The organism is Arthrobacter sp. V1I9 (assembly GCF_030817075.1).
Lineage (GTDB): Bacteria > Actinomycetota > Actinomycetes > Actinomycetales > Micrococcaceae > Arthrobacter.
On record NZ_JAUSYU010000001.1, the window covers coordinates 3,692,703 to 3,718,659 of the forward strand.

A 25,957-nucleotide genomic window follows, 5' to 3' on the forward strand; every position below is an offset into this window, starting at 1 on the left:
AGCGAGAAAGCCGCCCTGCAACCCGGCTATTTTACCAGCCGGGCTTCCCGCTGCTCCTGGATGACGAACCGTCGCAAGCCACAGTTTGGCAACAGGCCCGGATACAGGTTCCTCAGAGGGTCCGCGTAAAGTTGGAGAGTCCGGCCCGCGGCGGGACCCGCTCATGCCCGGATCGACTCTTTCACTCCGGCGCAAGGAAGCGCCCACCTTCCTGACCACCCACAGCTTGCGAAGGCGTGCACTTCCCCGTCTGCGGCATTCTCACATCCCGATTGGAGCCGCACCATGGCTGTTGCCACCGCCGACAACAAGGCGCCGTCGCCCCGGCAACTGCAGTCCGTGCGCGCCACGCTGCGCTCCCCCCGGCGGTTGAAGACGGAGGCCCTGGCCGGGCTGGTGGTAGCGCTGGCCCTCATTCCCGAGGCCATCGCCTTCTCGGTCATTGCGGGCGTGGATCCCCGGATAGGCCTGTTCGCCTCCTTCACCATGGCGGTGACCATCTCCTTCGTTGGCGGGCGTCCCGCCATGATCTCGGCGGCCACCGGAGCCGTGGCGCTGGTGATCGCTCCCCTGATGCGCAGCCACGGGCTGGACCATCTGATTGCGGCCGTCATCCTGGCCGGCGTCTTCCAGATCCTCCTCGCCGTCGCCGGCGTCACCCGGCTCATGCGTTTTATCCCCCGGTCCGTCATGGTGGGCTTCGTCAACGCCCTGGCCATACTGGTCTTTATGGCCCAGCTTCCGGAGCTGGTCGGAGTCCCCTGGCTGGTCTATCCCCTCGTCGCCGCCGGCCTGGTCATCGTGGTGGGACTGCCAAGGATTACGACGGCGGTGCCCTCGCCTCTGGTGGCCATCGTGGTGCTCACCGTTATTGCCGTGGTGGCAGGACTGGACGTGCCCACCGTCAATGACAAGGGCCAGTTGCCGGAAAGCCTTCCCTCGTTCTTCCTTCCGAACGTCCCCCTGACGTGGGAGACCTTCCAGGTCATAGCGCCGTTTTCGCTGTCCATGGCGCTGGTGGGGCTGCTCGAATCCCTGATGACCGCCAAGCTGGTGGACGACATCACAGACACCCGTTCCAACAAGACCCGGGAATCGTGGGGCCAGGGCGTCGCCAACATCATCACGGGTTTCCTCGGCGGGATGGGCGGCTGCGCTGTGATCGGCCAAACGATGATCAACGTCAAGGGCTCCGGGGCGCGCAGCCGGGTGTCCACCTTCCTGGCCGGCGTGTTCCTGCTGGTGCTTGTGGTGGTCCTCGGCGACGTGGTGGGCCTCATCCCCATGGCGGCACTTGTGGCGGTGATGATCTTCGTCTCCGCCATTACGTTTGAATGGCACTCGATCGCCCCGCGGACGCTCCGGCGGATGCCAAAGTCCGAAACGGCCGTCATGCTGATCACGGTGGGCGTGGTGGTGGCGACGCACAACCTGGCCATCGGCGTCGGCGTCGGGGTGCTGGCCGCCATGGCGATGTTTGCCCGGCGGGTGGCCCACTTTGTCACGGTTGAGCGGACAGTACTCGGGATCAACGGCGAAAACGTTGCCACGTACACAGTCGACGGCGAGCTGTTTTTTGCCTCGTCCAACGATCTCTACATGCAGTTCGACTACGCACTGGATGCGGAGCCGGAGATCAGCCGCGTGGTGGTGGACCTGCACGCCTCGCACCTGTGGGACGCCTCCACCATCGCCGTGCTGGACGCCGTGACGGAAAAGTACCGCCGCCACGGCCGCGAAGTGGAACTGCTCGGCCTGAACTCCGCCAGCGTCCAGATGCGTGAGCGGCTGGCCGGAAAGCTCAACGGCGGCGGCAGCTAGGGGGCGTAGCTGTCCTAAAGTATCCGATCGCTGCGGGCAACGCGGTTCCGGCCCAGTGACTTCGCGGCGTACAAAGCGCGGTCCGCGGCGGCGATGAGCTTGTCCACGTCGGTTGTGCCGGCGTCGTACGTGGAAATTCCGTAACTGACAGTCGGCATCTCCATCTCCTCCGCCGTGGGTGCCGCTGCCAGGCGCCTGCTGATTTCCTCGGCGATTGTTTCCGCCCGCTCCGCACTGGTGCCGGGCAGCAGGAGGACAAACTCTTCCCCGCCGTACCGTCCCACCAGGTCGGTTGAGCGGACCGTGTCAGTGCACGCCTCGGCGAAGGACTGCAGGGCGAGGTCACCGGCGGCGTGGCCGTAGGTGTCATTGACGGACTTGAAGTGGTCCAGGTCGGCCAGGATGAGTGTGCCGGAGCCGCGGGTGATGGTGCGGTCGGCCAACTGCTCGGCCGCCAGGTCCAGGAAGGCCTTCCGGTTGAGGAGCCCGGTGAGGTCGTCGCGGGAAGCCACTACCCGCAGAGCCCGGGTCTGCTGTTCGCTGCTGAGGGCGGCCATGCTGAAGGACACCACAACCAACAGCACCATTGTCACCAACGTGGTGACGGCGGAGCCGAAGATGGTGACAAAATAGGGGCCGTTCTGGCCCTCCACCAGGAAGGCAGCCCAGCGCAGCAGGTAGAAGACCGCCAGACCGCCGGCGGCCATGGCCATGGGGATCCGCACGCGTGAATATCCTGGTTCCAGGCGCCACAGCTCGCGGGATGCCAGGCCGATGGTCAGGCCCATAGCTGCCAGGAACACCGGCCCGCCGGACCAGGTATTGGTGGCCGGGTTGTCCAGGACGGAGGCGATCAGGGTAACCAGCGGAATGCCGGTGAAGGCCCACTTTGGGGGCGGGACCGTCCGCAGCGAGCGCGCACCTGCCCACACCGCGACGCCGCCGTGCACCAGCAGCACGTTGCCCAGCGGGTTTGCCCATACCTGTTGCGGGGTACGGTCCAGAAGGAAGCACGCCGATCCGGAGAGGAAGAAGATCAACGCCAGGCACCACCAGCCGCTGTACGGCGAGCGCGTGGTCCGGTAGGCGGAAAAGTAGAAGAGGAACACCAGAACCAGGGCCATCAGGCCAAACGCGATTCTCAGGGTCGCGGTATCCAGAACCATGTAACCGTAGTCCCCCCGAATGCGGAAATGCGTGCCGACCCCAAGTATTGCACCGGCGCGGGAGCCTGTCAGGATATCCGCTTCGGCTTGTGCAGGGCCGAAGGTTGCCAGACAGCCCGCAGGACCACCGAAAGGCAAAACCCATGCTCCTTCTTTTTGGTTTCAAGACAGTGCTGAAGGCCCTCCCCGGCAAGCCGGCCACCTGCCAGTACTGCCGCTCGTTCGTCCACCACCACCTCGAGGAGAAGGCCACCAAGTTCACGCTCTTCTTCATCCCGGTGTTCACCACCTCGCGGTCCTACCAGATCACGTGTACAAACTGCGGCTACGTCTCGAGGATCTCTGCGCGGGAGAAGCGGGCGCTGGAACTGCAGCGCTAGGCGGAGCGATCACCAATACCTTGGGGGTGGTGCGCCGGAAACTCTGGCGGATCCCGCCGCCTGCTACTACAGTAGGACCGGATCCGCACCCCCAGACGGGCGGTGCCGGCCAGCCGGAAGCCGATGGGCTTCACAACCGAGGGACCTGATGCCGGCCCCCTCTGCGGGAAGGGAGGTGTTTTTGATGACTGTTACAGCCGTGCGCCCACAGCGCTCCGCAACCCTCATCCAAACCCTTCCCCTGTACCGCACCGGCCCCGCCTGACCTCTCCGCGGAGCGCCAACACCCAGGCCAAAAGCGGCCGGTGCGCAGGGGGCATTCCCATGAGGTATCACAGTGAACACATCGTCAGGCAGCGCCCTGGACAGCACCAACATCTCAAGCACTAACAACGTAGTCACCAGCGCAGGCAACGGCCCGCTCCTCTATGGCTACACCCCCGCCGTCGCCCGCCACTTCCAAAACCATCCCGTCCCGGACGCAACCGAGCCGGGCCGCGTGGTCCGGGTGGACCGCAACCTTTTACTGGTGGCAGCCGGTCCGGACCTGCTGCACCTGCCCTACCCGCTGACTGGGGAAACGGCAGTCACCGGCGACTGGGTCTGGATCGGTCCCAACAGGGCCGGTGACCGCCAGATCCTGGGCGTCCTTCCGCGCCGCTCGGAACTCAGCCGCAAGCGTGCCTTCGAGGACTCCTCCGCGGCGCAGGTGCTGGCTGCGAACATGGACATGGTGGGCGTGGTGGTGCCGGTGGACCGGCCGCTCACGCACAACCGCCTGGAACGCACGCTCGTCGCGGCGTGGGATTCCGGCGCCACTCCCCTGGTGATCATCACCAAGGCGGACCTCGCAGCGGTGGCGGACGACGTCGTCGGCAAGGTCATCCTGCAGGCGGCAGGCGTGGACGTGGTGACCACCTCCGCGGAGACCGGCGACGGCATCGACGAGATGCTGGCACACATTCCGGCGGGCGGCACCATCGTCCTCCTTGGGCCGTCCGGCGCCGGAAAGTCCACGCTCATCAACGCCATGGTGGGCCGCGAAGTCCAGAACACCGGGGAGGTCCGAACGGGCGACTTCAAGGGGAAGCACACCACCACGTCGCGGGAACTCGTGCCCCTGCCGAACGGGACGGTCCTGATGGACACACCCGGGGTGCGGGGCTTCGGATTGTTCGACGCCGAGGACGGCCTCGGCGAGATGTTCGGCGACGTGGAGGAACTGGCCGGTCAGTGCAGGTTTGCGGACTGCGCCCACCAGGGCGAGCCCGGCTGCGCCGTGCAGGAGGCCATTGCCGACGGCGGGCTGGAGGAACGCCGCTGGCACAACTACCTGAAGCTGCAGCGCGAACTGGCCGCCCTGGCCCGCCGCGGCGACGCCGCGGCGCAGCGCGCCTACCAGCGGGAGTGGCACCAGAAGGTGGTGACGGCGGGGAAGTCCCAGCGGTGGGCCGAGCGGGAGACGGCGGAGCGGAAGGACCGTGCGGGCCGCAAGCGGCGCTGATGGTTTGCTGCGGTTGTTGCTGCATGCGGTCAGCCGGTTGTTTGACGCCGAACCGTGTTAGAGCTCCGGGGCGTGCTCTTCGGGCAGCGCCCCTTCATCCTCCGGGTGCCGCTTCAGGTTGAGCAACGCCAGCAGCAGACCGCCCCATACCGTGAGGATGGCGATGATCATCATGGTTATCGCGATCGGCGTCATCGTGCCGCTTCCTCTTCTTCCTCGTCCATCATGGATTGGTACTCCGGGTCATGGTGCGCTTTGGATGTGCGGCTCCAGGGAATGAAGGTCAAGACCAGCGCCAGGACCACGAGGCTGCCAGCCATGCCCCAGCCGAACAGGCCCACAAACCACTCAGGATAGCCCTCGTAGGTCGTGGAAATCTTGCTGATGAATTCGTTGGACACCATGTAGATCAGCGCGAGTGGCACCACCCCGGCCACCAGTACCATCCACGTACGTCGCATCTTAATGGTTGATACGCCGTTGAGGTGTGCTGACAGCAGCGGCAGCTTGCGCAGGAACCAGGCCAGCACCACTACGGTCACCAGCGCGCCGAGCGTGATGCCGAAGCTGTTGACGAACGCATCGGAGGTGTCCAGGAGGTAGAGGCCCGTTGCTGTGGGGAACAGTGCCAAAGACACTGCCCCGACCAGCACGCTGACCACCAGGGAAGCCTTGATACGCCCCCAGCCGAGCTTGTCCTGCACGGCCGCGACGATAACCTCGAGCACGGAGATTAGTGATGTGACTCCCGCGAACACGAGGGATCCGAAGAACAGCACCCCCATGAGGGCCCCGAACGGAGCTTGGGAAACGATGGTAGGGAACGCGACAAATGCCAAACCGATGCCCTGGGTCACTACGTCATTGACGCCGGCCCCCGCGGCCTGGGCCATAAAACCCAAGGCGGCGAACACGCCGATACCGGCCAGGATTTCGAACCCCGAATTCGCGAAGGCAACCACCATGCCGGAACCGGTGAGGTCCGTCCTGCGCTTCAGGTAGGAGGAGTAGGTAACCATGATGCCGTAACCCACCGAGAGCGAGAAGAATATGTGGCCGTAGGCCGCAGCCCAGACGGACGGATCGGCCAGGGCGGACCAATCCGGGGTGAAGAACGCGTTCAGCCCTTCAGCGGCGCCTGGGAGGAACAGCGATTGGACCACCAGCAGCACAAACATCACCACCAGCAGCGGGAGCAGGATGGAGTTCGCTCGTGAGATGCCCTTACGGATCCCGGCCACCATGATGACGATTACTGCAATCCAGATCAGCAGCAGCGGGAAGAAAACGGAGGGCACGTAGTTGAACCCGATGCCCGGCGCCTCGGCTACCCTAAGGAAGCTCCCGAAAAAGTAGCCCTCGGCGTCGTCGCCCCATGCCTCGGTGAAGGAAAAGATGGTGTACATCACGGACCACGCGATGATCACCGCGTAATAGGCCGCGATGACAAAGCAGACCAGAACCTGCCACCACCCCAACGGCTCGGCAACGCGGCTGAGCCGGCGGTAGGCCAGCGGAGCGGAGCCACGGAACTTATGGCCCACGGCGTAGTCGAGGAACAGCAGCGGGATTCCTGCCGTCAGCAATGCCACAAGGTAAGGGATGAGGAAGGCACCGCCGCCGTTGTCATAGGCGATGTAGGGAAATCGCCAGATGTTGCCCAGTCCCACGGCTGAGCCGATGGCGGAGAGGATGAAGAGCCTGCGTGTGGAAAAGGTCTCGCGCTTCGTTGGTGCGGCCGAACCGGGCCGGGGCGAGCTGGCTGCGGGGGTGCTGCTCATGCCGCCCCACCCCCGACGTTTGCCCGGGCCTGGGGGGGCGCCGTGGGCGCTGCGGCGGTATTCCTTCCGGTTCATGTGAAGCTCTCTCCAATAGAGGTGAATGTCCGGTGCAGTGGCTATTTCGGGACTTTACTGCGGATGCCGCCCCTCCGGGAAGTCCCTGTGCAAGTCCCGCCCCGCAAGGAACCGCCGGCTGCGGGACTTGCGTCCTGCCCGGGTAGTAGGGTTCCGTCATGGACATCATCCTGGTACCCGGTTTCTGGTTGGACGCCTCATCCTGGGAGGAGGTGACGCCGGCCCTGAACGCCGCCGGCCACCGGACGCATCCGCTCACGCTTCCCGGCATGGAATCCGTCGATGCGAGCCGTACCGGGATAGGCCTGCGGGACCATATCGACGCGGTGGTGGCCGCCCTCGATGCTTTGGAGGGCAAGGTTGTCCTTGTGGGGCATTCCGGCGGCGGTGCCATCATCCACGGCGCCCTGGATGCCCGTCCCAACCGGGTGGAACGCGCCATCTATGTGGACAGCGGCCCGCTCGGCGAAGGGGGCGTCGTCAACGATGAACTGGAGGCCGACGGCGACGACGTTCCGCTTCCGCCGTGGGAGGGCTTCGAGGACGCCGACTTGGTGGATCTTGATGACGGGCTGCGCGAAGCCTTCCGGGCACGGGCCATCCCCCAGCCCAAAGGCGTGGCATACGACCAGCAGCACCTGAGCGACGAGCGCCGCTACGACGTCCCGGCCACCATCATCGCCTGCGAGTTTCCGTCGGCCATGCTGAAGGAATGGATCGACGGCGGCCACCCCTTCGTTGCCGAACTCGGCCGGATGCGGGAGGTGGAGTACGTGGACCTCCCCACCGGACACTGGCCCCAGTTCACCAAACCCGCCGAGCTGGGCCGCGCCATCCTGGCGGCAGTGGAGCGGAGGGGGTAGCGCCGCCGTCGTTATTGTCGCCCTGCCGCTGTACACTCAAGGTATCGAACATATATTCGAATAAGGGTGTGTTGTGGGCGTTATTGTCGGTCCCCGCGTGATAGATGCGGGTCTCTCTTTGCAGCTGGCGTGGGTGTCCCCGGTGCCGGTAGCTGCGGGTTACCCGTCGCCCGCCCAGGACTACTTTGACGGGCGGATAGACCTGAATGAGCACCTGATCAAGGACATCACCAGCACCTTCGTCGTCCGCGTCACCGGCGACTCGATGGAGCGTGCCGGCATCAGCGACGGCGACGAACTGATCGTCAACAGGGCCCTTGAACCAAAGGACGGCTGCGTGGCCATCGCCGTTCTGGACGGGGAGCTGACCGTAAAACGGCTTCGCATCACCGCCACGGGCGTGGTGCTGCAGGCCGAGAACCCCAAGTACCCGGACATCAAGGTCTCGGACCTCAGTGAGCTCACCATCTGGGGTGTGGCCACCAGGTGCCTTCACCATGTCTAGGGGGCGCCAGTGACCCGGCCGGCGATCATGCGTCAGCTGCCCGAAATCGCGCATGTGGACGTGAACTGCTTCTACGCCAGCGCCGAACGTGCCTTCGACCCCTCCCTTGAGGGCAAGCCGCTGATTGTTCTTTCCAACAATGACGGCTGCGCCGTCACCCGCTCCCCCGAGGCGAAAGCCCTCGGCATTGGAGTCGGCGAGCCCTGGTTCAAGCTCGCACCGCGGGCCAAGGAATGGGGCCTGGTAGCGAAGTCGAGCAACTATGAACTGTATGGGGACATCAGCGCCCGCGTGATGGAACTGCTGGGCCGGTACTCCGCCTGGCTGGAGGTCTACAGCATCGACGAAGCCTTCCTGGGAGTCAAAGGCACGCCGGAGCACCTGCTGGGGCTTGGCCGGACCATCAAAGCCGCCGTAGCCCGGAATGTCGGGGTCCCGGTCTGCGTGGGGATCGCCCGCACCAAGACCCTGGCGAAGCTGGCCAACCAGTGGGCCAAGCACAATCCCGCGTTCGGCGGCGTCTGCCGCTGGGATTCAGTGCCCCTGGAACAGCAGGAGGCGCTGATGGCAAGGCTCTCTGTCGTGGAGATCTGGGGTGTGGCGGCTCGGATCACCAGACGCCTCAACACCATGGGCATCCATTCCATCCTTGACCTCAAGCGTGCGGACCCCGTCCTGATCCGCGACCGCTTCTCGGTGGTGATGATGCGGACCGTGCTCGAACTGCAGGGGACGCCGTGCATCCCCATGGAGGAAGCCCGGGTGGGCCGCGACCAGCTGATTTTCTCCCGCTCGTTTTCCACCCCCATTACGAGGGCGCACGATGTGCGGCAGGTCCTCAGCGTCTACGCCCAAATGGCCAGTGGCCGTCTCGCCAAGCACAACCTGCAGGCGAAGGTCCTCACCGCGTTCGCCGGAACATCCCAGTTCAACGCGCAGGGGACGTCCTTCCCCTCCGTCTGCGTTCCGCTTCCCATGCCGACGGCGGATCCCGTCATCCTCACCAAAGCCGCCCACGCGCTGCTGCCCGCCATCATCGACGGCACCAAATACGCCCGCGCCGGCATCATGGTCACCGATCTTCGCCCCAGCGGCAACCAAAAGCCGTTGGAGCCCTTTGAGAACCCGCATGAGGAGCGGCGTGTCGGGCCACTGCTGGAGGACGTCACCCGCCGGTACGGCCGCGGCTCCATCGGCTTGGGCCACGCGGGGATCCGCGGCGGACCGGACTGGACCATGAAACGGGACATGCGCTCCCCCAGGTACACCACCCACTGGGATGAGCTCCCGCTCGTCAAAGCAGCCTAGCTTCCTGGGTCCGCCGTGACCCGGGGGCGCACCCCCGGGTCACGCCGCCTCAGCCTTCCTTACGCTTCGTCCTCGTCGTTGGCCAGATCCTCGATTAACAGCGCCGTGCCCTGGTAAGCGCCGAGCTCGATGAAGAAACTGTGCAGGTCGTCCACCTGCCCCACGGTCTGCTCGGTGAAGAGGTCCTGGACCTGGGCGCCGGCTTGGAGGTGGGTGGAGTGGACACTGCCCATGATGGTTTCACCGGAGAAGTTCAGCACGGTCACTTGAATTTGCCCGGACGCGAGCCGGTGCACCATCACCAGCAGGCCCCGGTGGGAAACGTCCGGAACATCCAGGAGCAGGCTGGTGGCAATTCCCCACTCCTCACGCACCCTGAGGATTTTCTGGAGCCGCCGCGCGAACGACTGGTCGTCCTTGAGCTGCTCGGGCAGGGGACCGTAAAGGCTGCGTGCCCGCGGCATCCCGGACGCGGAGACGGTGGCTTCGGCGTTGGTGCCCATCAAATCGTGGGCGCCCCGGTTGATCCACCGGGTATCGCCCTGCGACGTCAGCTCACCAACCTGCGCCCTGTCCAGCGTGGTCATGCCCATCATGTCCCAACCGGACAGTGCGAAGACCCCGGGTTGCAGCGCGTTGTACATGGCCAGCAGCAGGTGGGCTTCCCGCACCGTCTCGATCTGCTGGTCCGTCAGGACCGAGATGTCCTTGATGCCCAAAGCAGCAGTAATGACGCTGACGGTGGTGCAGGCAATGCCGTTGGTGGTGAACACCGCGTTGTAGGGCCCGTTTTCGCCCGTGAGCGCCGTCCGCAGCGTGTCCTGGACGTGTTCGGTCAGCTCCGTGCCGGTCAGTTCGGAACCGCCCAGCTGGAAGACGTCGTCCTTGTGGCGGGTGGCGAAGTGCACCAGTTCGTAGGTCAGTTCATCATGGTTCTGCAGCGCGTGCACCAACGACGCCTGGTCCACGCCGATCTCCATGGCCAGCTTCAGGGTGAGCCGCAGGAATTCCGTGTCCTGGGTGACCAGGGCGTAGTGGTAGCCGGGCCGGGTGATGAAGTCGTAGGACAGGTCCGGGCCCGTTTCCGAGGTTGCCTTGATGTCATCGATGGTGAGGTTCAGTTCCTGGAACGAGAAACCGCCCACCTTGCGCACCATGCTGCCGATGAGCTGGTTGGCGGCCTCGGAGAGCGGATGCCCTTCGGACCAGCCGGGCTGTTCCTCGGCGCTCTTTTCCACGCCAAGGAAGCCGTTCGCATCCAGCCGCAGGGCACCGGTGCCCAGGTCCAGCAGTGAATGCAGGGCGTCACCCACCACCAGGCGCATGCCTGAGAAGGTCGGGTCCAGCCAGTTGATGGAAGGCTGCCCTGCCTTGAAGTAGTGCAGGTACACCCAGCGGCGCTTCTGGCCGGTGGTATCCACAATGGCGCGGGTGGCGCTCCAGTTGGTTTCCTTCACACCGGGTTCATAGAAGATGACCCGCTGCAGCTTGCCGATGATGTACCCGGCCTTCTGCAGGGCCTGCTCCGCATCAGGGCTGATGTTGACCGAGTCCTCGCCCGGCGGGACGTCAGGCAGCAGGTGCCAGTCCGATTCCGGAATGTCGATCATGTGGTAAATGCCGGGGTAATCCCGGTAATTCATCTCGGCGAGGCGGAAGTCCGCGCCCTTGCCGGTGTGCCCCGGGACGATGTCATCGATGATGGTGCCGTCGTGTTCGCCGGCAACCTCGCACATCCGGCGGAACTCGTCCTCCGAGCCGAACAGCGGGTCGATGGCCATGCTGATGCGGTCAAAGTGGCCATCCACGCTGGGCGTTTCAGCCCACCCCTGCAGCCCGCCGGCTTTTTTCACCGGGCCGGTGTGGATTGCACGGATGCCGATCTCGCGGAACGTCTTCCACAGCTCCGGGTCGCCGAGCGCCCCCAGGAAGGATTGTCCCGGCGTCGTCATAAAGGACAGCGGGTAGGCGGTGAACCATACCGAGGCGCGTTCGACGGCGGCCCTCGGGTTGGGGTGCGCGAAGGAGTGCTGCCACATGCTCGCCTGCCCCGACAGCTGCCGCGCGAGGACATTCGCGTCGCCGAGCATGGCTTGGTTCCTCAGCCACTCCACGTAGGTTTTGTTGAGTCCGTCGAGTTCCAGCGACGGTGCGTTGGCGAAGTACTGCCGGCGGCGTGCCACAGGGCGCAGCGCTTTGGGCCGTGCCGGATAGAACTGCTCATCAAAGGTGATTTCCGGAGCTTCCGGGGCCTCCATAAGCTCGGCAGCTTCCGCGGCCTCCACTTCAGTCACACCGCCGGTTTCCTCCGCTAGCTCTACTGCATCCCCCTCAGAGACGCTGGCAGTAGCTTTTCCCAGTTCAGACACTGAGTTCCTCCCTCAACTTGACTGCATTCCACTCTGCCATGATTCAACGGCTGGCCGAACGGCGCCGGGCGATGAATTTCCGGTGAGTGGCGGCTCAGGATGAGCCGTACCCGGGAAAGCCTGTAGAAATGCACCCCGTGCCGCAGAACCTGGACAGACAGCGCCGGCCGTCCCATCACGGTCCGGACCACGGCATGGTGCGCGGTGGAACCGCCTTGACATGCCGATTGTGAGCGCTGACAGTTGAGAAGGCCGTCACAGACCCCACCGGAAAGCTGATTCATTGAAGAACTGGGCAGGAAACCTCGAATACTCCTCCACCACCGTCGAGCGGCCAAAGTCGGTGGCGGAGCTGGCACGGATTGTGGAGCGGGCGGGCCGGGTCAAGGCCTTGGGATCACGCCACTCCTTCAACCGCGTGGGGGACACCGATGGCGTCCACGTGCTGCTCGACGCCCTGCCCCAACACATAGCCCTGGACCCGGAGAACAGTACCGTGCGGGTCAATGGAAGTGTCAGCTACGGCACCCTGTGCCGCACCCTTGAGCAGTCCGGTTTCGCCATTCACAACCTGGCCTCGCTGCCGCACATCTCCGTCGCAGGGGCGGTGCAGACGGGAACCCACGGCTCCGGGGTCAACAACCCGTCGCTGGCTGATGCGGTGCAGTCCATAGAGTTGGTCCGGCCCTCGGGTGAATCCGTCACGCTCACCCGGGCAGACGGCGACGAGTTCCTGGCCAGCGTGGTGGGGCTCGGCGCCCTGGGGATCGTCACCGGGCTGGAATTGGCCGTCCAGCCCAGCTTCCAGATGCGCCAGCGCGTCCTGGAGAACCTGCCGTGGGACCGGGCCCTGGCAGACTTTCCGGAACTCATTTCCAGCGCCTACAGCGTGAGTCTTTTTACGGATTATGCCGGTGACACCATCAGCCAGGTGTGGCTCAAGGCGCTGGACTCGGAGCCTCCGCTGACCGAACTGTTCGGCGCGACGGCGGCAGTGCTCCCCAGGCACCCCCTGCCCGACATGTCCGCCGAGAACTGCACCATCCAGCTTGATGAGCCGGGGCAGTGGCTGGACCGGCTGCCGCACTTCCGGCACGAGTTCACTCCCAGCAAGGGCGAGGAACTCCAGAGCGAATTCATCCTGCCGCTGCAGCACGCGCCGGCAGCACTAGGGGCGGTCCGCAGCCTCGCAGACAAGCTGGCGCCGCTGCTGTTTGTCTCGGAGATCCGCACGGGAGCCGCGGACGAGTTCTGGCTGAGCCCTTTCTACCGGCAACAAAGTGTTGCGCTGCACTTCACCTGGAAGCCGCTGCAGCCCGCGGTGGAAGCCCTCCTTCCGGAGCTGGAGGATCTGCTCCGGCCCTTCGGCGCCCGGCCGCACTGGGGCAAGCTGTTCTCCCCCGGCGGCCACGACTGGGAGTCGCTGTACCCCCGCTTCGCCGGGTTCCGCTCCCTGGCCTCCGCGCACGATCCCGAGGGCAAGTTCCGCAATGGACTGCTGGACACCATCCTCGGCGTCCCGGCGGCGAGCGCACGCTGACGGTCAGTTTCCAGGTCCGCCCCGGCGGACGGGGCGTAAACGTCAGCGTCCGACGGCGGGGGGCCTCCCGCCGTCGTACGCTTCAGGTAATCACTGGTCCTGCCAGCCTGACGGCCGGGGCGCGTCCAGGAACGTGGTGACAACGTCCAGCACCAGCCCGGTCCTGGACAGCCCAAAGAAGTGAGTTGTGCCGGGAAAAACCGCCAGCTGCGACGCCGGCACGCCGTCAAAGTCTCCGTTCACGTCTCCCCCGCGCAGCTGCAGGAACCGCACAGCATGCTCGAGTTTGACCATGTCGCAATCGCCCACCGTGATGAGCGTTGGAGCGGATATGCCGCGGATCTCCTTATCACTCCATCCGCCGGTGCCGGCATCGTAGCCGCCGAGCTTGTCCAGAAGCCCCTGCAGGTGCCCGAGGTCCGGATGCGGCGAAACAGCCAGGTAGCGCTGTTCCATCGTGGTGCCGGCGATCATGTCGACAGTCATGGCGGCTACCGCTTCGGCGTTTCCGCCGCGGTCACCATCGGGCCGGAATGACACCGATGAAACGATGAGCTTGCGGACAAGCTCCGCATGGTTGACTGCCACATGCAGCGCGACCGCACCTCCGACGCTGAAGCCAAAAACGTCGACCTTGCGGACGTCCAGGTGGTCAAGAAGTCCGACGACATCGGCCGCAAGGTCGCGGGTGTTCAGCGGACGGTCGATGTCGTTGGTTCGGCCGTGACCCTGGAAGTCCGTGGCGATGACCCTGCGGCCCTCCGACAAGCCCGGGATCAAGGCACCAAACTGTTGTTCGATGTCGAAGAGTCCGCCGTGCAGGAGCAGCAGCGGCGTACCGCCGGCGCCATGCAGCTCGTAATACATCTGCAGCCCGTTGACGGGGGCATACCCCGTTTCGGGGGCTGCCGGGACATGCTCAGGCATCTGATGGTCCTCCTCCGTTTTCGGGCCATCCTAGCCCCGCTGCCGGTGCCGGCGGCAGGTCCACAAGTAACCTCAGCCCGCACCCTCCACGCGGCGGAACCGGATGCGGGCCCCGATGGGTACCTGCCCCGCGAGGTCCAGTTGGTGGTCCACCACCACCCCAATGACCGGGTATCCGCCGCTGACCGGGTGATCGGCCAGGAACAGCACCGGCATTCCCTCCGGCGGAACCTGGAGTGCCCCCGTCACCGTACCCTCGCTGGGAAGCTCCCCCTCCCGGCTCCGCTGAAGGGCTTCGCCCGCCAGGCGCATCCCCACCCGGTTGGACCGCGGGGTGACTTCCCATTCCTGGCTGTAGAACGATTCCACCTCTGCGCCGTCGAACCAGTCCTCGCGCGGCCCCGGCACGACGTCCAGCAGCGTCACTCCCGGGCCCGGAAAGTCGGGCTGCAACTCCGGGCTGCTGACGACCTGTGAGACCGTGGCATCGCCCGGGCAAATCACGTCTCCTGCAGCCAGTGGAGCAGGTCCCAGCCCGGACAGGGTGTCGGTGGAGGAGCTGCCCAGCACTTCTTCTGCCGCCACACCGCCCCGGACGGCCAGGTAGCTGCGAACGCCTCGTTTCGGTGCTCCAACAGTCAACACCTCGCCATCAAGCAGCACGAAAGCCTCCGCCGTGGGTATATTCCTCTCGGAGTATGATTCCGCGTCCTCCTGGTCCTCATCTGCCCGCCGCAGAGTCAGCTGCCCCGCGGCCCCGGTGGCAGCCAGGATCTGGTCGCCCACGGCCTGCACCGTCAGCCCTCCCGCAACGGTCTCCACGGCGGCAGCCGTTGCCGCGTTACCCACCAGCCGGTTCGCGCGGCGCAGGGATGAACGGTCTAGGGCACCGGCCGCGCCCACTCCCAAGCCGGTGTGTCCGGGGCGGCCAAGGTCCTGGACAAGGCTCTGCAGTCCCGGCGACAGAATGCGCAGCCCCGACGGCACCTCCGGCGCACCAGCTTCAGTGGCGGGGGCAGACGATGCCACTACCTCAACCAGTTCCCGGACGGGCCGGAACTGGACCCTGTCCCCGGGGGCAGCGAGCGCCGGTTGTTCCCTGCCGAGGTGCCACATATGCGCGGCTGTGCGGCCGATCAGCTGCCACCCGCCGGGAGATTGCCGCGGATAAACGGCCGAGTAGATGCCGGCCAGCGCCACCGAGCCGGCAGGAACAACTGTCCGGGGCGAGGAGCGCCGCGGAACGTCAAGCACTTGGTTCTCACCCACCATGTATCCGAAGCCGGGCGCGAAACCACCAAAGGCCACTGTCCACACCTGTCCGGTGTGCGCCGCGACCACTCCGTCCGGGCCAAGTCCTGTCAGCCGCCCAACCTCGGCGAGGTCTTCGCCGTCGTACACCGCGTCAATGGTGACCAGCCGGCCCTCGGCCCGGGCCTGGACCGTGAGGTCCATGGCGAGCAGGAGGCCCGGCATGGCGCGTGCCGAACGTGGCGAGTCCGCCATCACCAGCACGGTCTCGGCAACGGCCAGGACATCCATCTGGCCTGGCAGCGGCTGCTTCAGCAGTGCGGCCTGCAGGGCCAGCACCGCCGGAAGCCCGGAAAGCTCGGCGAGAACCGCCGTCGTGCCCACCGCGCGGACGGACAGCACCTTCAGTGCCGTGGGCGGGGCGGAGGACGCCGGCGGACCGGGAGCAGGCGGCATTGTCTCCATAGGAACCTCATGGTACGCGGAAGGTCAACGATGCTGGATTGTTAGGGTGGAGTCATGAAACGCCGCCTTGCCCCCCTTTCCGCTGTCCCCCTGTTGCTGCTGCTGGCCGGCTGCGGCGCCGTAGAGGAAGCCGCCGGGAATGCTGCCAGCGATGCAGCCTCGAAAGTGGCCACCGCTGCCGCCGACGAAGTAAACCGGCAAATCTGTGCGGTAATCCAGGACGGCGTGGTGAGCGTGGAGGACAAGCGGGCGCTCGGCGGCCTGGTGTCAGCCGCCCGTACTGCCGGCGTCCCGGCGGAAATTACGACGCCGCTGGGACAGATCGCGGAGGCCGGAGACCAGGCGCCGGCCGAGTCCGTCCAGGCCCTGAAGGATGCCTGCTCCGCCTAACCGGAGTTCCCTCCTGAAACCCCTTTTAGCCGCCGCTGGCTGGTGCTACGGTGAAACGACGAACTAGTAAGCCTGTGATACTAATCACGGAGCGAAGGAGATCGTCATGGCTGAACAAGCTCACCCCACCCAAAAACCCTTCAAACCTGCCGTAATGCACTCCGTCCGTGAGGGGGCCGCACGATGACCGGCAGCCTGAAGGAATACGCGGACCTCTACCGGATGGCGGGCCCTTGGTGCACCGCCTACGTGGACGCGGGCACCGGCACTGTTGACACGCTCGAAGCGGCAGACGTCCGGCCGGGCAACACCAGGGCCGCCCTTGAAGCCGCAGGCGCGTCCGGCGCGGACCTTGATGCCATCGAGCAGGCCCTGCAGCCCGAACCAGGTGTCCCTTCCCCGGTCTCCAGGTTTGTCCTGGTCCACCAGGGCGAAGCGAAGGTTAACGAGGTCCTGGCGGGAGACCGCATAGGGGCGGAGCGGGTGTCGGTGGATCCCATCCCGGACCTGCTGCCGCTCATGAAGCACCGTCCCGAAGAATTCCCCTATGTAGTGGCGGAGGTCAGCCGCGAACACGGCGAGATCCGGTTGCACTACGCGGGCGCAGGCGCGCCTGCCAGCACCCGGGAGGTGCAGGGAGAAAGCGAACATGTCAGCAAGTTCCAGGGCGGCGGCTGGGCCCACCTCCGCTTCCAGCACCACACCGAAGACGTCTGGCGCCGCAACGCAGACCAGGTGGCCGAGGAGATCGACCGGGTAGTGGGCAGCAGCGGTGCCCGGCTGGTGGTCCTCGCGGGCGATATCCACGCCCGCAGGCTTGTGCAGGAACAACTCTCCAAAGCGAGCCAGGCCCTGGTGTCGGTGGTTGATTCCCACACGCATACCGCCGGCGCGGACCAGTCCCTCCTGGAGGACCAGGTCAACCAGCGGGTGGCTGAACAGTGGGCCTCTGAGCAGCAGGACATCATGGACCGGCTGGCAATGCAGGAGGGCCAGGCCAATCCAGAGTCCGCCACCGGAATCGGCGCCGTGGTGCACGCACTGCAGCAGGCACAGGTGGACGTTCTGATTCTGGACGATGCCGCACTCTCCGAACGGACCTTGCTGGCGCTTGACGCGGAGCCGTGGATCGCCACCGCCGAGGAGGAATCGCTCGCCGCCAACGTCCTGGGCAGTGTTCCTGCGCCGGCGGCCCTGCTCCGGGCTGCCGCCCTCACAGACGCCCGGGTTCTGTTGGTTCCGGGTCCCGTCCTGCCGGACGGCGTGGACGTGGCCGCCCTGCTCCGCTGGCCCACAGGTCCAACGGTGCCGTCGTCCTAAGCCCAAACAACACAAGTGAGCGGAAGGTGAATCATGGCAACTTCGGATGAAAACCAGGACGCTGCCCCCGGTGGCGTCATCATCCCAGAAGAGGATGCGCTGCCGAATCCCACCCGGACTGGCCACGGCAAGATGCCGGAAGACATAGACGACGACGTGTACGAAGCAGCAGCCGACCAGGAGCGGGTTGCCGCCGGCCTTGCCGACTATGCGCCCGCAGATGTCCCGCAGGCAACGGATCCGTTGCCGCCCGAGTCGTCGGAGGCGGCCGACCTGGCGCAGCGGGGTCTGTTGGAAGACAACGATGCCACCGAAAACCAAGAGAACAACAACAAGTAGGCAGTCACAACAAGAGGGGCAGGTCCGTGCGGCCCTGTCCCTCTTGCCCTGTCATGACTGATCTTTGCGGGTCATCACTGGTGCGGCTGGTCCAGCCCGCGCAGGCCGTTGCCGCGGCCGCCATGGGGGCGGCGCGCACTCCTGTGGTCAGGAGCCACGAAAGGAACCACGTCCGGGTCCCGGCTGGGCGGCAGTGCACGGATGAATTTCGATAATTCCTCCTGCAGGACTGTCCATGAGATATCCGCGTCATCAGGGTAGGCATCAATTTCCGCCTGCCGCGCCGCCTCGAGCGCCGCCTTGCCGGCTTGGGTGAGCTCTACCTTGAATTGCCTGCGATCCGCCGAGTGGCGGTTCCTGCTGATATGCCCTGACGCCTCAAGCCGGGTGAGTACCCGGCCCAAGGTTTGGCTCTGTACCCGGACCACTTCCGCAAGCTGCTCCTGGTTCAGTGGTCCGGCTGCCAGCCCTTCGAGCGCTATAACGGCGGCCCGGGTCAGGCCCAGGGGCGCCAGAGCATCATCCTGACGCCGTTGGACCAGACGCGCCGCTAGCGTAATCAGGCGGTAGCTGTTCCGGGCGTCCGGATCGAGATTGCTGGTCATCGGCCGCGGCCTTCCTGTAGGTGGCGAAGTGCGGGTGTCGTCACCCCTTCATGCGTCGCTACCTACCTACAATAAGCATGCTTAGCATCCAGTTCGCAAGTAGGCTTACTATCGCCGGGGCCAGCAAGGCCGTAGAACAGCCGCCCCAACATGCCCCCTTGCAATTCAAATGGGAAGTGTGCTTAGTATCTAAGTAGTAACCATGCTTACTAACTACAGCAAGCACTGCTGGTTCTTGATCGCCAGCCGACCCTTCTACGAAAGAGAGCATGATGACAGAGAACCAATGGCCCCAGACGCCCAACCCTGCTATCTCGGACCCTTACGCCTCAGAGGTTGGCACTGACAACACCTTCGCCACTTCCGGCACAGCCGATTCCAGCGCCGGCTCCAAGAAGCAGGCCGCCAAGGAAGAGGCATCGGACGTGGCCGGCCAGGCGGCCTCGGCAGCCCAGGGCGTAGCCCAGACGGCCAAGGAAGAAGTAGCCCACGTCGCCTCAGAGGCCAAGTCCAGCGCCCAGGACCTGCTGTCCCAGGCGAAGTCCGGGCTTTCCAGCCAGGCCGGCACCCAGCAGCAAAAGGCCGCCGAAGGAATCCGGACCATCTCCAGCCAGCTGCAAAGCATGGCCGATGCCCCGGACCAGCAGGGCATTGCCAGCGACCTGATCCGACAGGCTGCTGACCGCACCTCGTCCATGGCTTCCTGGATCGAAAACAAGGATGCAGGCTCGCTGCTGACTGAGGTCCAGACCTTCGCCCGCAACAAGCCCGGCACCTTCCTCCTGCTCGCTGCAGGCGCCGGCATCCTCGTGGGCCGCCTCACCCGCGGCCTCACCGCAGGCGCCACCGGTTCCCAGGGTGGAACCGCACAGTCCTACCCGGCCCAGCGTCCCGCCGTGGCCCCGCAGGCAGCGCCACTCAGGCAGGAGACAGTGTTCGCCGCAGGAAGCGGCACGGACCTGTACGACGAACCGGTTGTAGGGGCCGGAGCTCCGGTCTCCACGGCAAACCCTGCCCTCCGGCACGGCAGAAGACACCCCCTTGCGGTTCGAGGATGACCCCTACCAGTCAAAGGAAGGACGCCACCTGTGAGTAGTACTATTCCGGAGCCTGCTCCGAGTGAAGCGCATGTGAAGGCTGATAACGCCTCGCTGGGTGAGTTGCTGGGTGATGTCACCCGGGACCTGTCCACCCTGATGCGCCAGGAAGTCGAACTGGCCAAGGCCGAAGTGAAGCAGTCCGCCACCAAGGCCGGCAAAGGCGGCGGCATGCTCGCCGGCGCCGGCGTCGCCGGGCACTTCGTCCTGCTGTTCCTGTCCCTGGCACTGATGTTCGCCCTGGGCGCGCTGATGCCGCTGGGCTGGGCCGCCGTGATCGTCGCCGTGATCTGGGGCATCATCGCCGCGGTCCTGGCCTCGATCGGGCGCAAGGAACTCAAACAGATCAAAGGCATCCCCCAGACCAGCGAAACCCTTTCCGAGATTCCCCCAACCCTAAAACCAGGTGAGGTAAACCGATGAGCGATAACCCGGACGCAATCCGTGCAGACATTGAAGAAACCCGCGCCCGCCTGGGCACCAACGTGGACGCGGTCGCCGACAAAGTCACCCCCTCCAACATCGTCCACCGCCAAACCGACAAGGTAAAAGACGCCGTCGTCGGGGTGAAGGAGAAAATCATGGGAGCAGCAGACACCGCCACCACCACCGTCCAGGACAAGGTCTCCTCCGGCACCGGCCACACCGGGAACGCCCTGCACAGCACCGGCGACTCCCTCCACGGGGCCAAGGACAACGTCGCCGCCAAACTCAGCGACGCAGGCACCGCGATCTCGCACGCACCGGACCAGGTCAAAGCCAAAACCCAGGGCAACCCCCTGGCCGCCGGCCTGATCGCGTTCGGCGCCGGGATGCTCGTCTCGTCCCTGATCCCGGCCAGCCAAAAGGAACGCGAAGCCGCCCAGCAGCTCAAAACCGCCGCCGAGCCCCTCGCCGGCAAGGTCACCGACGCGGCCAAGGACATGGTCCAGGACCTGAAGGAACCAGCCCAGGAAGCCATGGAAAGCGTCAAAGCCACCGCCGCTGACGCCGCCCAAAACGTCAAAGCCGAAGGCCAAAGCGCCGTCACCGACGTCAAAGACCGCGCCACCGACGCCAAAACCAACGTCCAAAACACCTAAGAACGTTTAGGTACAGGAAGGCCGGCTCCGCACGGAGCCGGCCTTCCGGCGTCTTTGGGCTGATGTCAGCGCTTGCCCTTCTTGCGGGACCCCTTGCCCCGGCCCTTGTCCGGATTCGGGGCATAGCGCTGGGCCACCTTGGGGGCCTTCTTGGTTCCGGTACCGCGTCGGTCCGGTTTGGGCTCCTTCTTGGCCTTGACTGGCTGGGCGGAGGGCTGCCGGGAACTCTGGGCCGTACGCCCGCGCACAATCCCGATGAACTCCTCGATGACCTCATCAGTGGAATCCGCAGGCCAGGCGACGGCGATTTCGGTGGCTGAGGCGCCGGTGAGCCGCCGTGCCACGGTGTCTTTGACGTTGAAGTGCCGGGCTACGGACATGGGCAGGATCACCAGGCCTGCGCCGGCTGCCACCACCTGCAGCGCCGCCTCCGGGCCACCCAGCGCAGTGATGTCCAGGAAGGCTTCCTGCTCCAGGTCGGCAAACGCCACTTCCTCAAACACGGAGATTTCGTGGCCCTTGGGGGCAACCACCACGGGCTGCTCCTCATACAGCGGAATCACGTTGAGGCCTTCACGCTCCACCGGAAGACGGACGAAGCTGAGGTCCGCGGAACCGTCCTGCAGCACTTCAACCTGCGCGCCGTCGTCGGACATAAACGCCTGCAGCGGAATGTCCAGCACCCGTTCTTCCCACCGGCGGATCCACTTGCCGGGCGTCACTCCCGCCACGTAGGCGATGCGGAGCACGCGGGGGGCGTCCTGCTCGGCCGGGTCAGCAGACCCTGCGGGACCGGCGTCTGTCTGGGGGGCGTTGTCGGTGGGCACGTCTTCACAGTACCGTCCGCCCGGATACCCTTGAAGCATGACCTCTGCAAACTCCCAGTCCATGAAGCCGGCCACCGTTGCCAAGAAACTTGGCATCTACCTGCCCGCAACACCGCAGGAGTTCCAGGAATCAACCATCACCCGCGCCGAGTTCGCCGAACTCCAGGCCAACCCGCCGGAGTGGCTGGCCGAACTGCGCCGCAACGGCCCGCACCCCCGCCCCGTGGTGGCCCAGAAGCTGAACGTGTCCATCAGCGGACTGTCCCGCGGCGGCGTTGAGGAAGCGTTGACGACGGCGGAAATCACCGCACTGCTGCAGGCTCCCCCCGCGTGGCTGGTCAGCGAGCGCGCCACCCACGCCGCGGTCCGGGCCGAAGCCCAGCGGGTGAAGGAAGAAACCGCAAAGAAGGACGCCAAGCCGGCCCGCGCCCAGGCCGAGTAATCCGGGCAGGTTTTAACCGAGGCTTGTTCGCGGACCCGAACCCTTCAAGGTCCGGATCCGCGAACAAGCCTCTGTTGTGCCAGGGGGGGCTCAGTCCTGGTGCAGCTGGACGAAGTTGCCGCAGCCGTCGTCGAACACTGCGCTGATCCCGGAGGGGTCTTCGGCCGGTTCGCTCTTGAAGCTGACGCCCGCCTTCACCAGCCGCTCATACTCCGCCCGCACGTCCGGGACGCCAAAAACAATCGCAGGCAGGCCGGCCTCGTTGACAGCATTCATGTAACTCGCGCCAATCGGGTTGTCACTCGGTTCCAGCAGCAGGCCCACTGAGCTCTGGTCCGCGCCCGGGTCCTTGATGATGAACAGGTTGTACTCGGGCATGGCCATCAGCGTCTCGAAACCGAGCGTCTGCGTGTAGAAGGTATGGGCGGCGGTGGGGTCCTGAACGTGGATGCTGCACATCTTGAGTCTCATGGTCCCAAGGTACGTGCAGCCGCACCTGCCCGAAAGCCCCGCCCTCCCCTGCTCCGGGTCCCGTGGCCATTGACCGCGGCGCGGGAAGGCGCTGGAATGGAAGGACCAGCCCGGCCTTTCCCGCCGGGCCTGTGGACGTGGAGGTGCAAGGTGGCAGCCATCGCAGAATCCCTGTTCCCGGGGGCATGGATCCTCCTGCTGTGCGGATCAGTGCTGGTCATCAGCGTGGCGGCCACCGTTTTCCAGGTCCGACGGCGGGCACTTGCCGTGCCGGCCACGGAACCTGAGCGGTCGGACCAGTTGTTCTGGGACCTGTTCCTTGGCTCAGCGGTTGCCCTTCCCGCCCTGATCATTCCCGCCCTCACGTCCGCGTGGGCGGGGCTTTTCCTCGCCGGCGCGGCCGTGGCTTCCGGCGTCGCCGCCTACCGGGGCAGCCCGCGGATGGTGGCCTGGCTTTCTCTTCGGCGGCAACGCCGGGAGTATCTGCCCCTGCACACGGCTGCGCAGGCTGAACACAGTGTGCTTCTGGAGCGCTGGCGCCGGTACGAGCTGGATCCTGCGTACTGCATCGACTACCCGGCCATGACCGATGTCCGGCTGCCCCAGACCGCTGCCGTCATCAAAGCCATGCGTGAGGCCGAGCAGCTGAGGGCCGCGGGGCACCACGGGTACCCGCCCGCCGTCGAACGCTTCAGCCGTGCCCTGGCCGACGCCGAGCAAGCGGCGGGGATTCCTGCGGCGGGGCAATAACTGCTTGTTTGTGCATTAACTGCTGTGTCGCTTCCACTGGAGTCCGGCGGCGGGGCGCCGTAGCATCCGAGGATGGAGCCTCAAGAAACAGAAGACCGCGACCGGTTCGGCAGGCGTCTGGAGGACCGGGGAGCCTGGCGGCAGGCCACCACGCTGCCGGCCGCCGGCGAACTGACAGCGCGCTGGCTCGAAGGGCACAGTGAATTTCAGCCTGCCACCTTCACGGCAAGGTATGACGCCGAGACCGCAACGATCGCCGTCGCACTTGCTGACCTGAACCGGAACGGGCTGTTTACGAAGGAATCGCAGCCCGGGCTGAGCGCACGCGCACTTGTACAGCGCCAGTACGTCACCGGCTTTTGCAGCGCAGAAGTGGCAGCCGAACTCCTGGCCCTGTCCACCCGGTCTGAACTCGTTACTGTGGCCCACTCCCCCGGCGAGTCCAGCAATGCAGCCATCCCGGTAACCCTGGATGGCGGCGAGGTAGTGACGGTCCTGGGGTCCAGCGAGAACCCGGTCACGGAGGAGCAGATCCAGGACTGGGCCGACGAAACCAACGAAACGCTGGCGCTGCTGCTCGCCGACTCCTGGTACGTGGAGGTCCTGGACCCGTTCTGGGGCCGGGACGGCGTGCTGCTGCCCGCCGTCCTCGGCGCCCTGAACGGTTCGTAGGAGCTTCCTACAGCTCGACGGTGCCGCTTTCGCCCACGCTCATCCGGCTGTGGGTGACCTTGGACTTGACCCACTGGAACACGGTCGCGGCGGTGCCGCCCGGGCTGGTCCAGTACTCGGCGGAATCGGAATCGATGCGAAGCAGGCACACTTCGGGGGTATCCGGGCCGTCCGGGAACCACGCTTCAACGGCCTGGTTCCACAGCTCCCGGATCTTCGCCCGGTCCGTCACCACTTCGGCGGTCCCGGCAACCGAAACCCACTCGGTGTTCTTGCCGAAGGAAACGTTGACGCGCGGGTCAGCCCGGACGTGGGCCACCTGCGAGGTGCCGAGGCCCGTGAAGAACCACATGTCGCCGTCGTCCTTGACGTCCTGGACTGCCAGCGGCCGGCTGACGAGGGCGCCTTCTTCGTTGACGGTGGTCAACATTCCGATGTGGGAATGGTTGATGATGTCCGTGACCTTGCTGATGCTCTCGGTGTCAGTCATATTTCACCTCGTTCGTCTGCATGCGGGGACGCTCCCCATCCGCCAGCCTATTGGTAAGCATGCTTATTTTCCAGCCCGCCTACCCGGCATCACTTAGGCCGGCACGCCCACCCGGGCTGCCTCGCAGATGCTGGCGGCAGTACGGCGGCCCATCCGGATGGCGCCGTCCACGTGCTGGTAGCCTTCGGCGGCGAGGTCTGAGGAGGACCAGTAGATGGGGCCCACGGGGGCGTGCTGGTCCTTGCCGTAGCGGTGGAGGCCGCCGAGGTCGTAGCTGGAGGCGTAGGCGCCGCGGGTCCACTCCTCGGAGCCCCAGTCGGACTCGTAGTAGACCTCGGGCTCAAGGGCTTCGGCGCCAAGGAACCCGGCAATGGACTCCAGGACGGCGCCCCTGCGTTCGTCGGCACTCAACTCGAAGACGGCGTCGGCCTTTTCATCCGAGATGAATCCCACCAGGGTGCCCCGGGTGTCACCGAAGTTGGTGTTGTCGTAGACCTCCTGGACGAGGGAGCCGGCCCCGAAGCAGGTGCCGGACAGGCCGGAGTTCCGCCAGAACGGACGGCTGTAGACGGCGTGGACCTTGATAACCAGGCCCAGCGACTGGTGCTGGTGCATCTGGTGCTGGCGGCGCGGCAACGGCGGGTTGAACGAGACCCGCGAGTAGAGATTGGGCGGCACGGCCATGATCACGAAGCGGGCGTTGACGGTGGCCTGGTCCGAAACGACAGTGACGCGGTGCCCGCCGTCGGCGTCCGGCTCCCAGTTGATGGTGCGCACCGGGGAGTTAAGGACGACGTCGTCCCCCAGCTCCTGCGCGAGCAGCAGGGAGACCTGCTGCATGCCGCCTACTACGCGCCTGTCCAGGATGAAGTCCTCATCGGTGAGGTGGGTGAAGGAACCCGCGGAGGCAGCCATCAGCACTGCCTGCAGGGCGGAGAACGCGTGGGCGGGCTTGGTGAGCATGCCGCCGGCGATGAACAGGCCGATGTTGTTGCAGGCCTCCTCGTTGGCGGAGTGCAGCCGCAGCCAGTGATGGAAGGAGATGGTGTCCAGTTCCCGCGCCTTGGGGTGGGCCCAGGGTTCGGCGGGGCCGATCTCAGCGGCGAGCCCGTCCAGCAGGGCGATGAGCTTGTCCATCTCGGCTTCGGTGTCCTGGTCCACCGGGAAGGAGTCGCCGGCGTAGCGGACGGGGACGCCGTCTTTGCCGATGTACATCGACTCGCCCTCGCGGTACCGGGGGTAGGTTTGGAGATTAAGTTCCTGGAGGAGGTCCAGGAGCACTGTCTGGTCCGGTGAGACCCACTGGCCGCCGATTTCGAGCATGGCGCCGTCCACGGTGTCGGTCCACGTGCGGCCGCCGACGCGGTCACGTGCCTCAAGGACGGCGACGGTGAGGCCGGCCTTCTTGAGTTCGCGGGCTGCGGTGAGTCCCGAGGGTCCGGCTCCAACGACAACGACGTCGCGGTTCAGGTTCAGCATGATGTCCTCTTTGTTTCCTTGGTGACGGGAGCCACTAA

27 protein-coding genes are annotated in these 25,957 nt (G+C 65.6%); 16 read left to right on the top strand and 11 right to left on the bottom strand.

Annotated elements, in window-relative coordinates; genetic code table 11:
* The first annotated feature begins 285 nt into the window (after window positions 1-285).
* On the top strand, window positions 286-1,821 hold the full coding sequence (locus QFZ70_RS17255; protein WP_307097369.1) for a SulP family inorganic anion transporter: 1,536 nt from the start codon (window positions 286-288) through the stop codon (window positions 1,819-1,821).
* Window positions 1,822-1,835: 14 nt separating this feature from the next.
* Here the strand turns inward: QFZ70_RS17255 and QFZ70_RS17260 are convergent, their stop codons facing one another.
* Window positions 1,836-2,987 carry a GGDEF domain-containing protein gene (locus tag QFZ70_RS17260; protein WP_307097371.1) on the bottom strand — a complete coding sequence of 384 codons (1,152 nt, stop codon included), beginning with the start codon at window positions 2,985-2,987 and terminating at the stop codon, window positions 1,836-1,838.
* A gap of 143 nt (window positions 2,988-3,130) precedes the next feature.
* Between QFZ70_RS17260 and QFZ70_RS17265 the strand changes: the two genes are divergently transcribed.
* Together QFZ70_RS17265 and rsgA are read left to right on the top strand one after the other, a co-directional pair.
* Window positions 3,131-3,367, top strand: coding sequence for a zinc-ribbon domain-containing protein (locus tag QFZ70_RS17265; RefSeq protein ID WP_307097373.1), 237 nt, complete (start codon window positions 3,131-3,133; stop codon window positions 3,365-3,367).
* A gap of 337 nt (window positions 3,368-3,704) precedes the next feature.
* A complete protein-coding gene (gene rsgA / locus QFZ70_RS17270; protein ID WP_307097374.1) occupies window positions 3,705-4,871 on the top strand; it encodes a ribosome small subunit-dependent GTPase A in 1,167 nt (388 codons plus the stop codon).
* Between the two features lie 57 nt (window positions 4,872-4,928).
* Here the strand turns inward: rsgA and QFZ70_RS17275 are convergent, their stop codons facing one another.
* Together QFZ70_RS17275 and QFZ70_RS17280 are read right to left on the bottom strand one after the other, a co-directional pair.
* Window positions 4,929-5,066, bottom strand: a complete 138-nt coding sequence (locus QFZ70_RS17275) for a methionine/alanine import family NSS transporter small subunit (RefSeq protein WP_307097375.1) — start codon at window positions 5,064-5,066, stop codon at window positions 4,929-4,931.
* The gene (locus QFZ70_RS17280) at window positions 5,063-6,652 is read right to left on the bottom strand and encodes a sodium-dependent transporter (RefSeq protein ID WP_307097376.1); all 1,590 of its coding nucleotides are present in this window, start codon (window positions 6,650-6,652) and stop codon (window positions 5,063-5,065) included. The genes QFZ70_RS17275 and QFZ70_RS17280 overlap by 4 nt, the downstream gene beginning before the upstream one ends.
* Window positions 6,653-6,885: 233 nt before the next feature.
* On the opposite strand from QFZ70_RS17280, the gene QFZ70_RS17285 reads away from it, so the two are divergent.
* From QFZ70_RS17285 to QFZ70_RS17295, 3 genes are all read left to right on the top strand, one after another.
* Window positions 6,886-7,590 carry an alpha/beta fold hydrolase gene (locus tag QFZ70_RS17285; RefSeq protein WP_307097378.1) on the top strand — a complete coding sequence of 235 codons (705 nt, stop codon included), beginning with the start codon at window positions 6,886-6,888 and terminating at the stop codon, window positions 7,588-7,590.
* 73 nt (window positions 7,591-7,663) lie between these two features.
* Entirely contained in the window at window positions 7,664-8,095 is a 432-nt protein-coding gene (locus QFZ70_RS17290) for a LexA family transcriptional regulator (RefSeq protein ID WP_307097379.1), read from the top strand.
* Window positions 8,096-8,122: 27 nt separating this feature from the next.
* A complete protein-coding gene (locus tag QFZ70_RS17295) occupies window positions 8,123-9,403 on the top strand; it encodes a Y-family DNA polymerase (RefSeq protein ID WP_307097926.1) in 1,281 nt (426 codons plus the stop codon).
* Window positions 9,404-9,462: 59 nt separating this feature from the next.
* Here the strand turns inward: QFZ70_RS17295 and treS are convergent, their stop codons facing one another.
* Window positions 9,463-11,661: a maltose alpha-D-glucosyltransferase gene (treS, locus tag QFZ70_RS17300; RefSeq protein WP_307097927.1), complete on the bottom strand. Its 2,199-nt coding sequence runs from the start codon at window positions 11,659-11,661 to the stop codon at window positions 9,463-9,465.
* 394 nt (window positions 11,662-12,055) lie between these two features.
* Here treS and QFZ70_RS17305 point away from each other — a divergent pair, with 394 nt between their 5' ends.
* Window positions 12,056-13,312 carry an FAD-binding protein gene (locus QFZ70_RS17305; RefSeq protein WP_307097381.1) on the top strand — a complete coding sequence of 419 codons (1,257 nt, stop codon included), beginning with the start codon at window positions 12,056-12,058 and terminating at the stop codon, window positions 13,310-13,312.
* A 90-nt stretch (window positions 13,313-13,402) separates the two neighbouring features.
* Here QFZ70_RS17305 and QFZ70_RS17310 read toward each other — a convergent pair whose 3' ends face one another.
* A complete protein-coding gene (locus QFZ70_RS17310) occupies window positions 13,403-14,239 on the bottom strand; it encodes an alpha/beta fold hydrolase (protein WP_307097382.1) in 837 nt (278 codons plus the stop codon).
* Between the two features lie 72 nt (window positions 14,240-14,311).
* Entirely contained in the window at window positions 14,312-15,955 is a 1,644-nt protein-coding gene (locus tag QFZ70_RS17315; RefSeq protein WP_307097383.1) for a 5-oxoprolinase/urea amidolyase family protein, read from the bottom strand.
* Window positions 15,956-16,009: 54 nt separating this feature from the next.
* Here QFZ70_RS17315 and QFZ70_RS17320 point away from each other — a divergent pair, with 54 nt between their 5' ends.
* The 3 genes from QFZ70_RS17320 to QFZ70_RS17330 all read left to right on the top strand — a co-directional run bounded on the left by QFZ70_RS17320 (window position 16,010) and on the right by QFZ70_RS17330 (window position 18,004).
* Window positions 16,010-16,345: a hypothetical protein gene (locus QFZ70_RS17320; RefSeq protein WP_307097384.1), complete on the top strand. Its 336-nt coding sequence runs from the start codon at window positions 16,010-16,012 to the stop codon at window positions 16,343-16,345.
* Window positions 16,346-16,528: 183 nt separating this feature from the next.
* Window positions 16,529-17,665 (top strand): Vms1/Ankzf1 family peptidyl-tRNA hydrolase, encoded by a 1,137-nt coding sequence (locus QFZ70_RS17325; protein WP_307097385.1) that lies wholly within the window; start codon window positions 16,529-16,531, stop codon window positions 17,663-17,665.
* A 33-nt stretch (window positions 17,666-17,698) separates the two neighbouring features.
* Window positions 17,699-18,004, top strand: coding sequence for a hypothetical protein (locus QFZ70_RS17330; protein WP_307097386.1), 306 nt, complete (start codon window positions 17,699-17,701; stop codon window positions 18,002-18,004).
* A 74-nt stretch (window positions 18,005-18,078) separates the two neighbouring features.
* Here QFZ70_RS17330 and QFZ70_RS17335 read toward each other — a convergent pair whose 3' ends face one another.
* On the bottom strand, window positions 18,079-18,609 hold the full coding sequence (locus QFZ70_RS17335) for a MarR family winged helix-turn-helix transcriptional regulator (RefSeq protein ID WP_307097387.1): 531 nt from the start codon (window positions 18,607-18,609) through the stop codon (window positions 18,079-18,081).
* A gap of 269 nt (window positions 18,610-18,878) precedes the next feature.
* Here QFZ70_RS17335 and QFZ70_RS17340 point away from each other — a divergent pair, with 269 nt between their 5' ends.
* From QFZ70_RS17340 to QFZ70_RS17350, 3 genes are read left to right on the top strand one after another with little or no spacing between them, the layout of a single operon-like run.
* Complete coding sequence (locus QFZ70_RS17340; protein ID WP_307097388.1) at window positions 18,879-19,667, top strand: hypothetical protein; 789 nt, start codon at window positions 18,879-18,881, stop codon at window positions 19,665-19,667.
* Between the two features lie 30 nt (window positions 19,668-19,697).
* Window positions 19,698-20,129 (top strand): phage holin family protein, encoded by a 432-nt coding sequence (locus tag QFZ70_RS17345; RefSeq protein ID WP_307097389.1) that lies wholly within the window; start codon window positions 19,698-19,700, stop codon window positions 20,127-20,129.
* Entirely contained in the window at window positions 20,126-20,788 is a 663-nt protein-coding gene (locus QFZ70_RS17350; protein ID WP_307097392.1) for a DUF3618 domain-containing protein, read from the top strand. The genes QFZ70_RS17345 and QFZ70_RS17350 overlap by 4 nt, the downstream gene beginning before the upstream one ends.
* Window positions 20,789-20,853: 65 nt before the next feature.
* Here QFZ70_RS17350 and QFZ70_RS17355 read toward each other — a convergent pair whose 3' ends face one another.
* Window positions 20,854-21,654 carry a LysR family substrate-binding domain-containing protein gene (locus QFZ70_RS17355; protein WP_373461693.1) on the bottom strand — a complete coding sequence of 267 codons (801 nt, stop codon included), beginning with the start codon at window positions 21,652-21,654 and terminating at the stop codon, window positions 20,854-20,856.
* On the opposite strand from QFZ70_RS17355, the gene QFZ70_RS17360 reads away from it, so the two are divergent.
* Entirely contained in the window at window positions 21,653-22,057 is a 405-nt protein-coding gene (locus tag QFZ70_RS17360) for a DUF5997 family protein (protein WP_307097394.1), read from the top strand. The genes QFZ70_RS17355 and QFZ70_RS17360 overlap by 2 nt on opposite strands.
* Window positions 22,058-22,147: 90 nt before the next feature.
* Here the strand turns inward: QFZ70_RS17360 and QFZ70_RS17365 are convergent, their stop codons facing one another.
* Window positions 22,148-22,528: a VOC family protein gene (locus QFZ70_RS17365; protein WP_307097396.1), complete on the bottom strand. Its 381-nt coding sequence runs from the start codon at window positions 22,526-22,528 to the stop codon at window positions 22,148-22,150.
* Between the two features lie 150 nt (window positions 22,529-22,678).
* Between QFZ70_RS17365 and QFZ70_RS17370 the strand changes: the two genes are divergently transcribed.
* Both QFZ70_RS17370 and QFZ70_RS17375 read left to right on the top strand, forming a co-directional pair.
* Window positions 22,679-23,278 (top strand): hypothetical protein, encoded by a 600-nt coding sequence (locus tag QFZ70_RS17370; RefSeq protein WP_307097398.1) that lies wholly within the window; start codon window positions 22,679-22,681, stop codon window positions 23,276-23,278.
* 72 nt (window positions 23,279-23,350) lie between these two features.
* Entirely contained in the window at window positions 23,351-23,950 is a 600-nt protein-coding gene (locus tag QFZ70_RS17375; protein ID WP_307097400.1) for a hypothetical protein, read from the top strand.
* 7 nt (window positions 23,951-23,957) lie between these two features.
* On the opposite strand, the gene QFZ70_RS17380 is transcribed toward QFZ70_RS17375, so the two are convergent.
* Together QFZ70_RS17380 and QFZ70_RS17385 are read right to left on the bottom strand one after the other, a co-directional pair.
* Window positions 23,958-24,440, bottom strand: coding sequence for a pyridoxamine 5'-phosphate oxidase family protein (locus QFZ70_RS17380; protein ID WP_307097401.1), 483 nt, complete (start codon window positions 24,438-24,440; stop codon window positions 23,958-23,960).
* A 93-nt stretch (window positions 24,441-24,533) separates the two neighbouring features.
* Window positions 24,534-25,919 (bottom strand): flavin monoamine oxidase family protein, encoded by a 1,386-nt coding sequence (locus QFZ70_RS17385; RefSeq protein WP_373461609.1) that lies wholly within the window; start codon window positions 25,917-25,919, stop codon window positions 24,534-24,536.
* Window positions 25,920-25,957 lie beyond the last annotated feature (38 nt).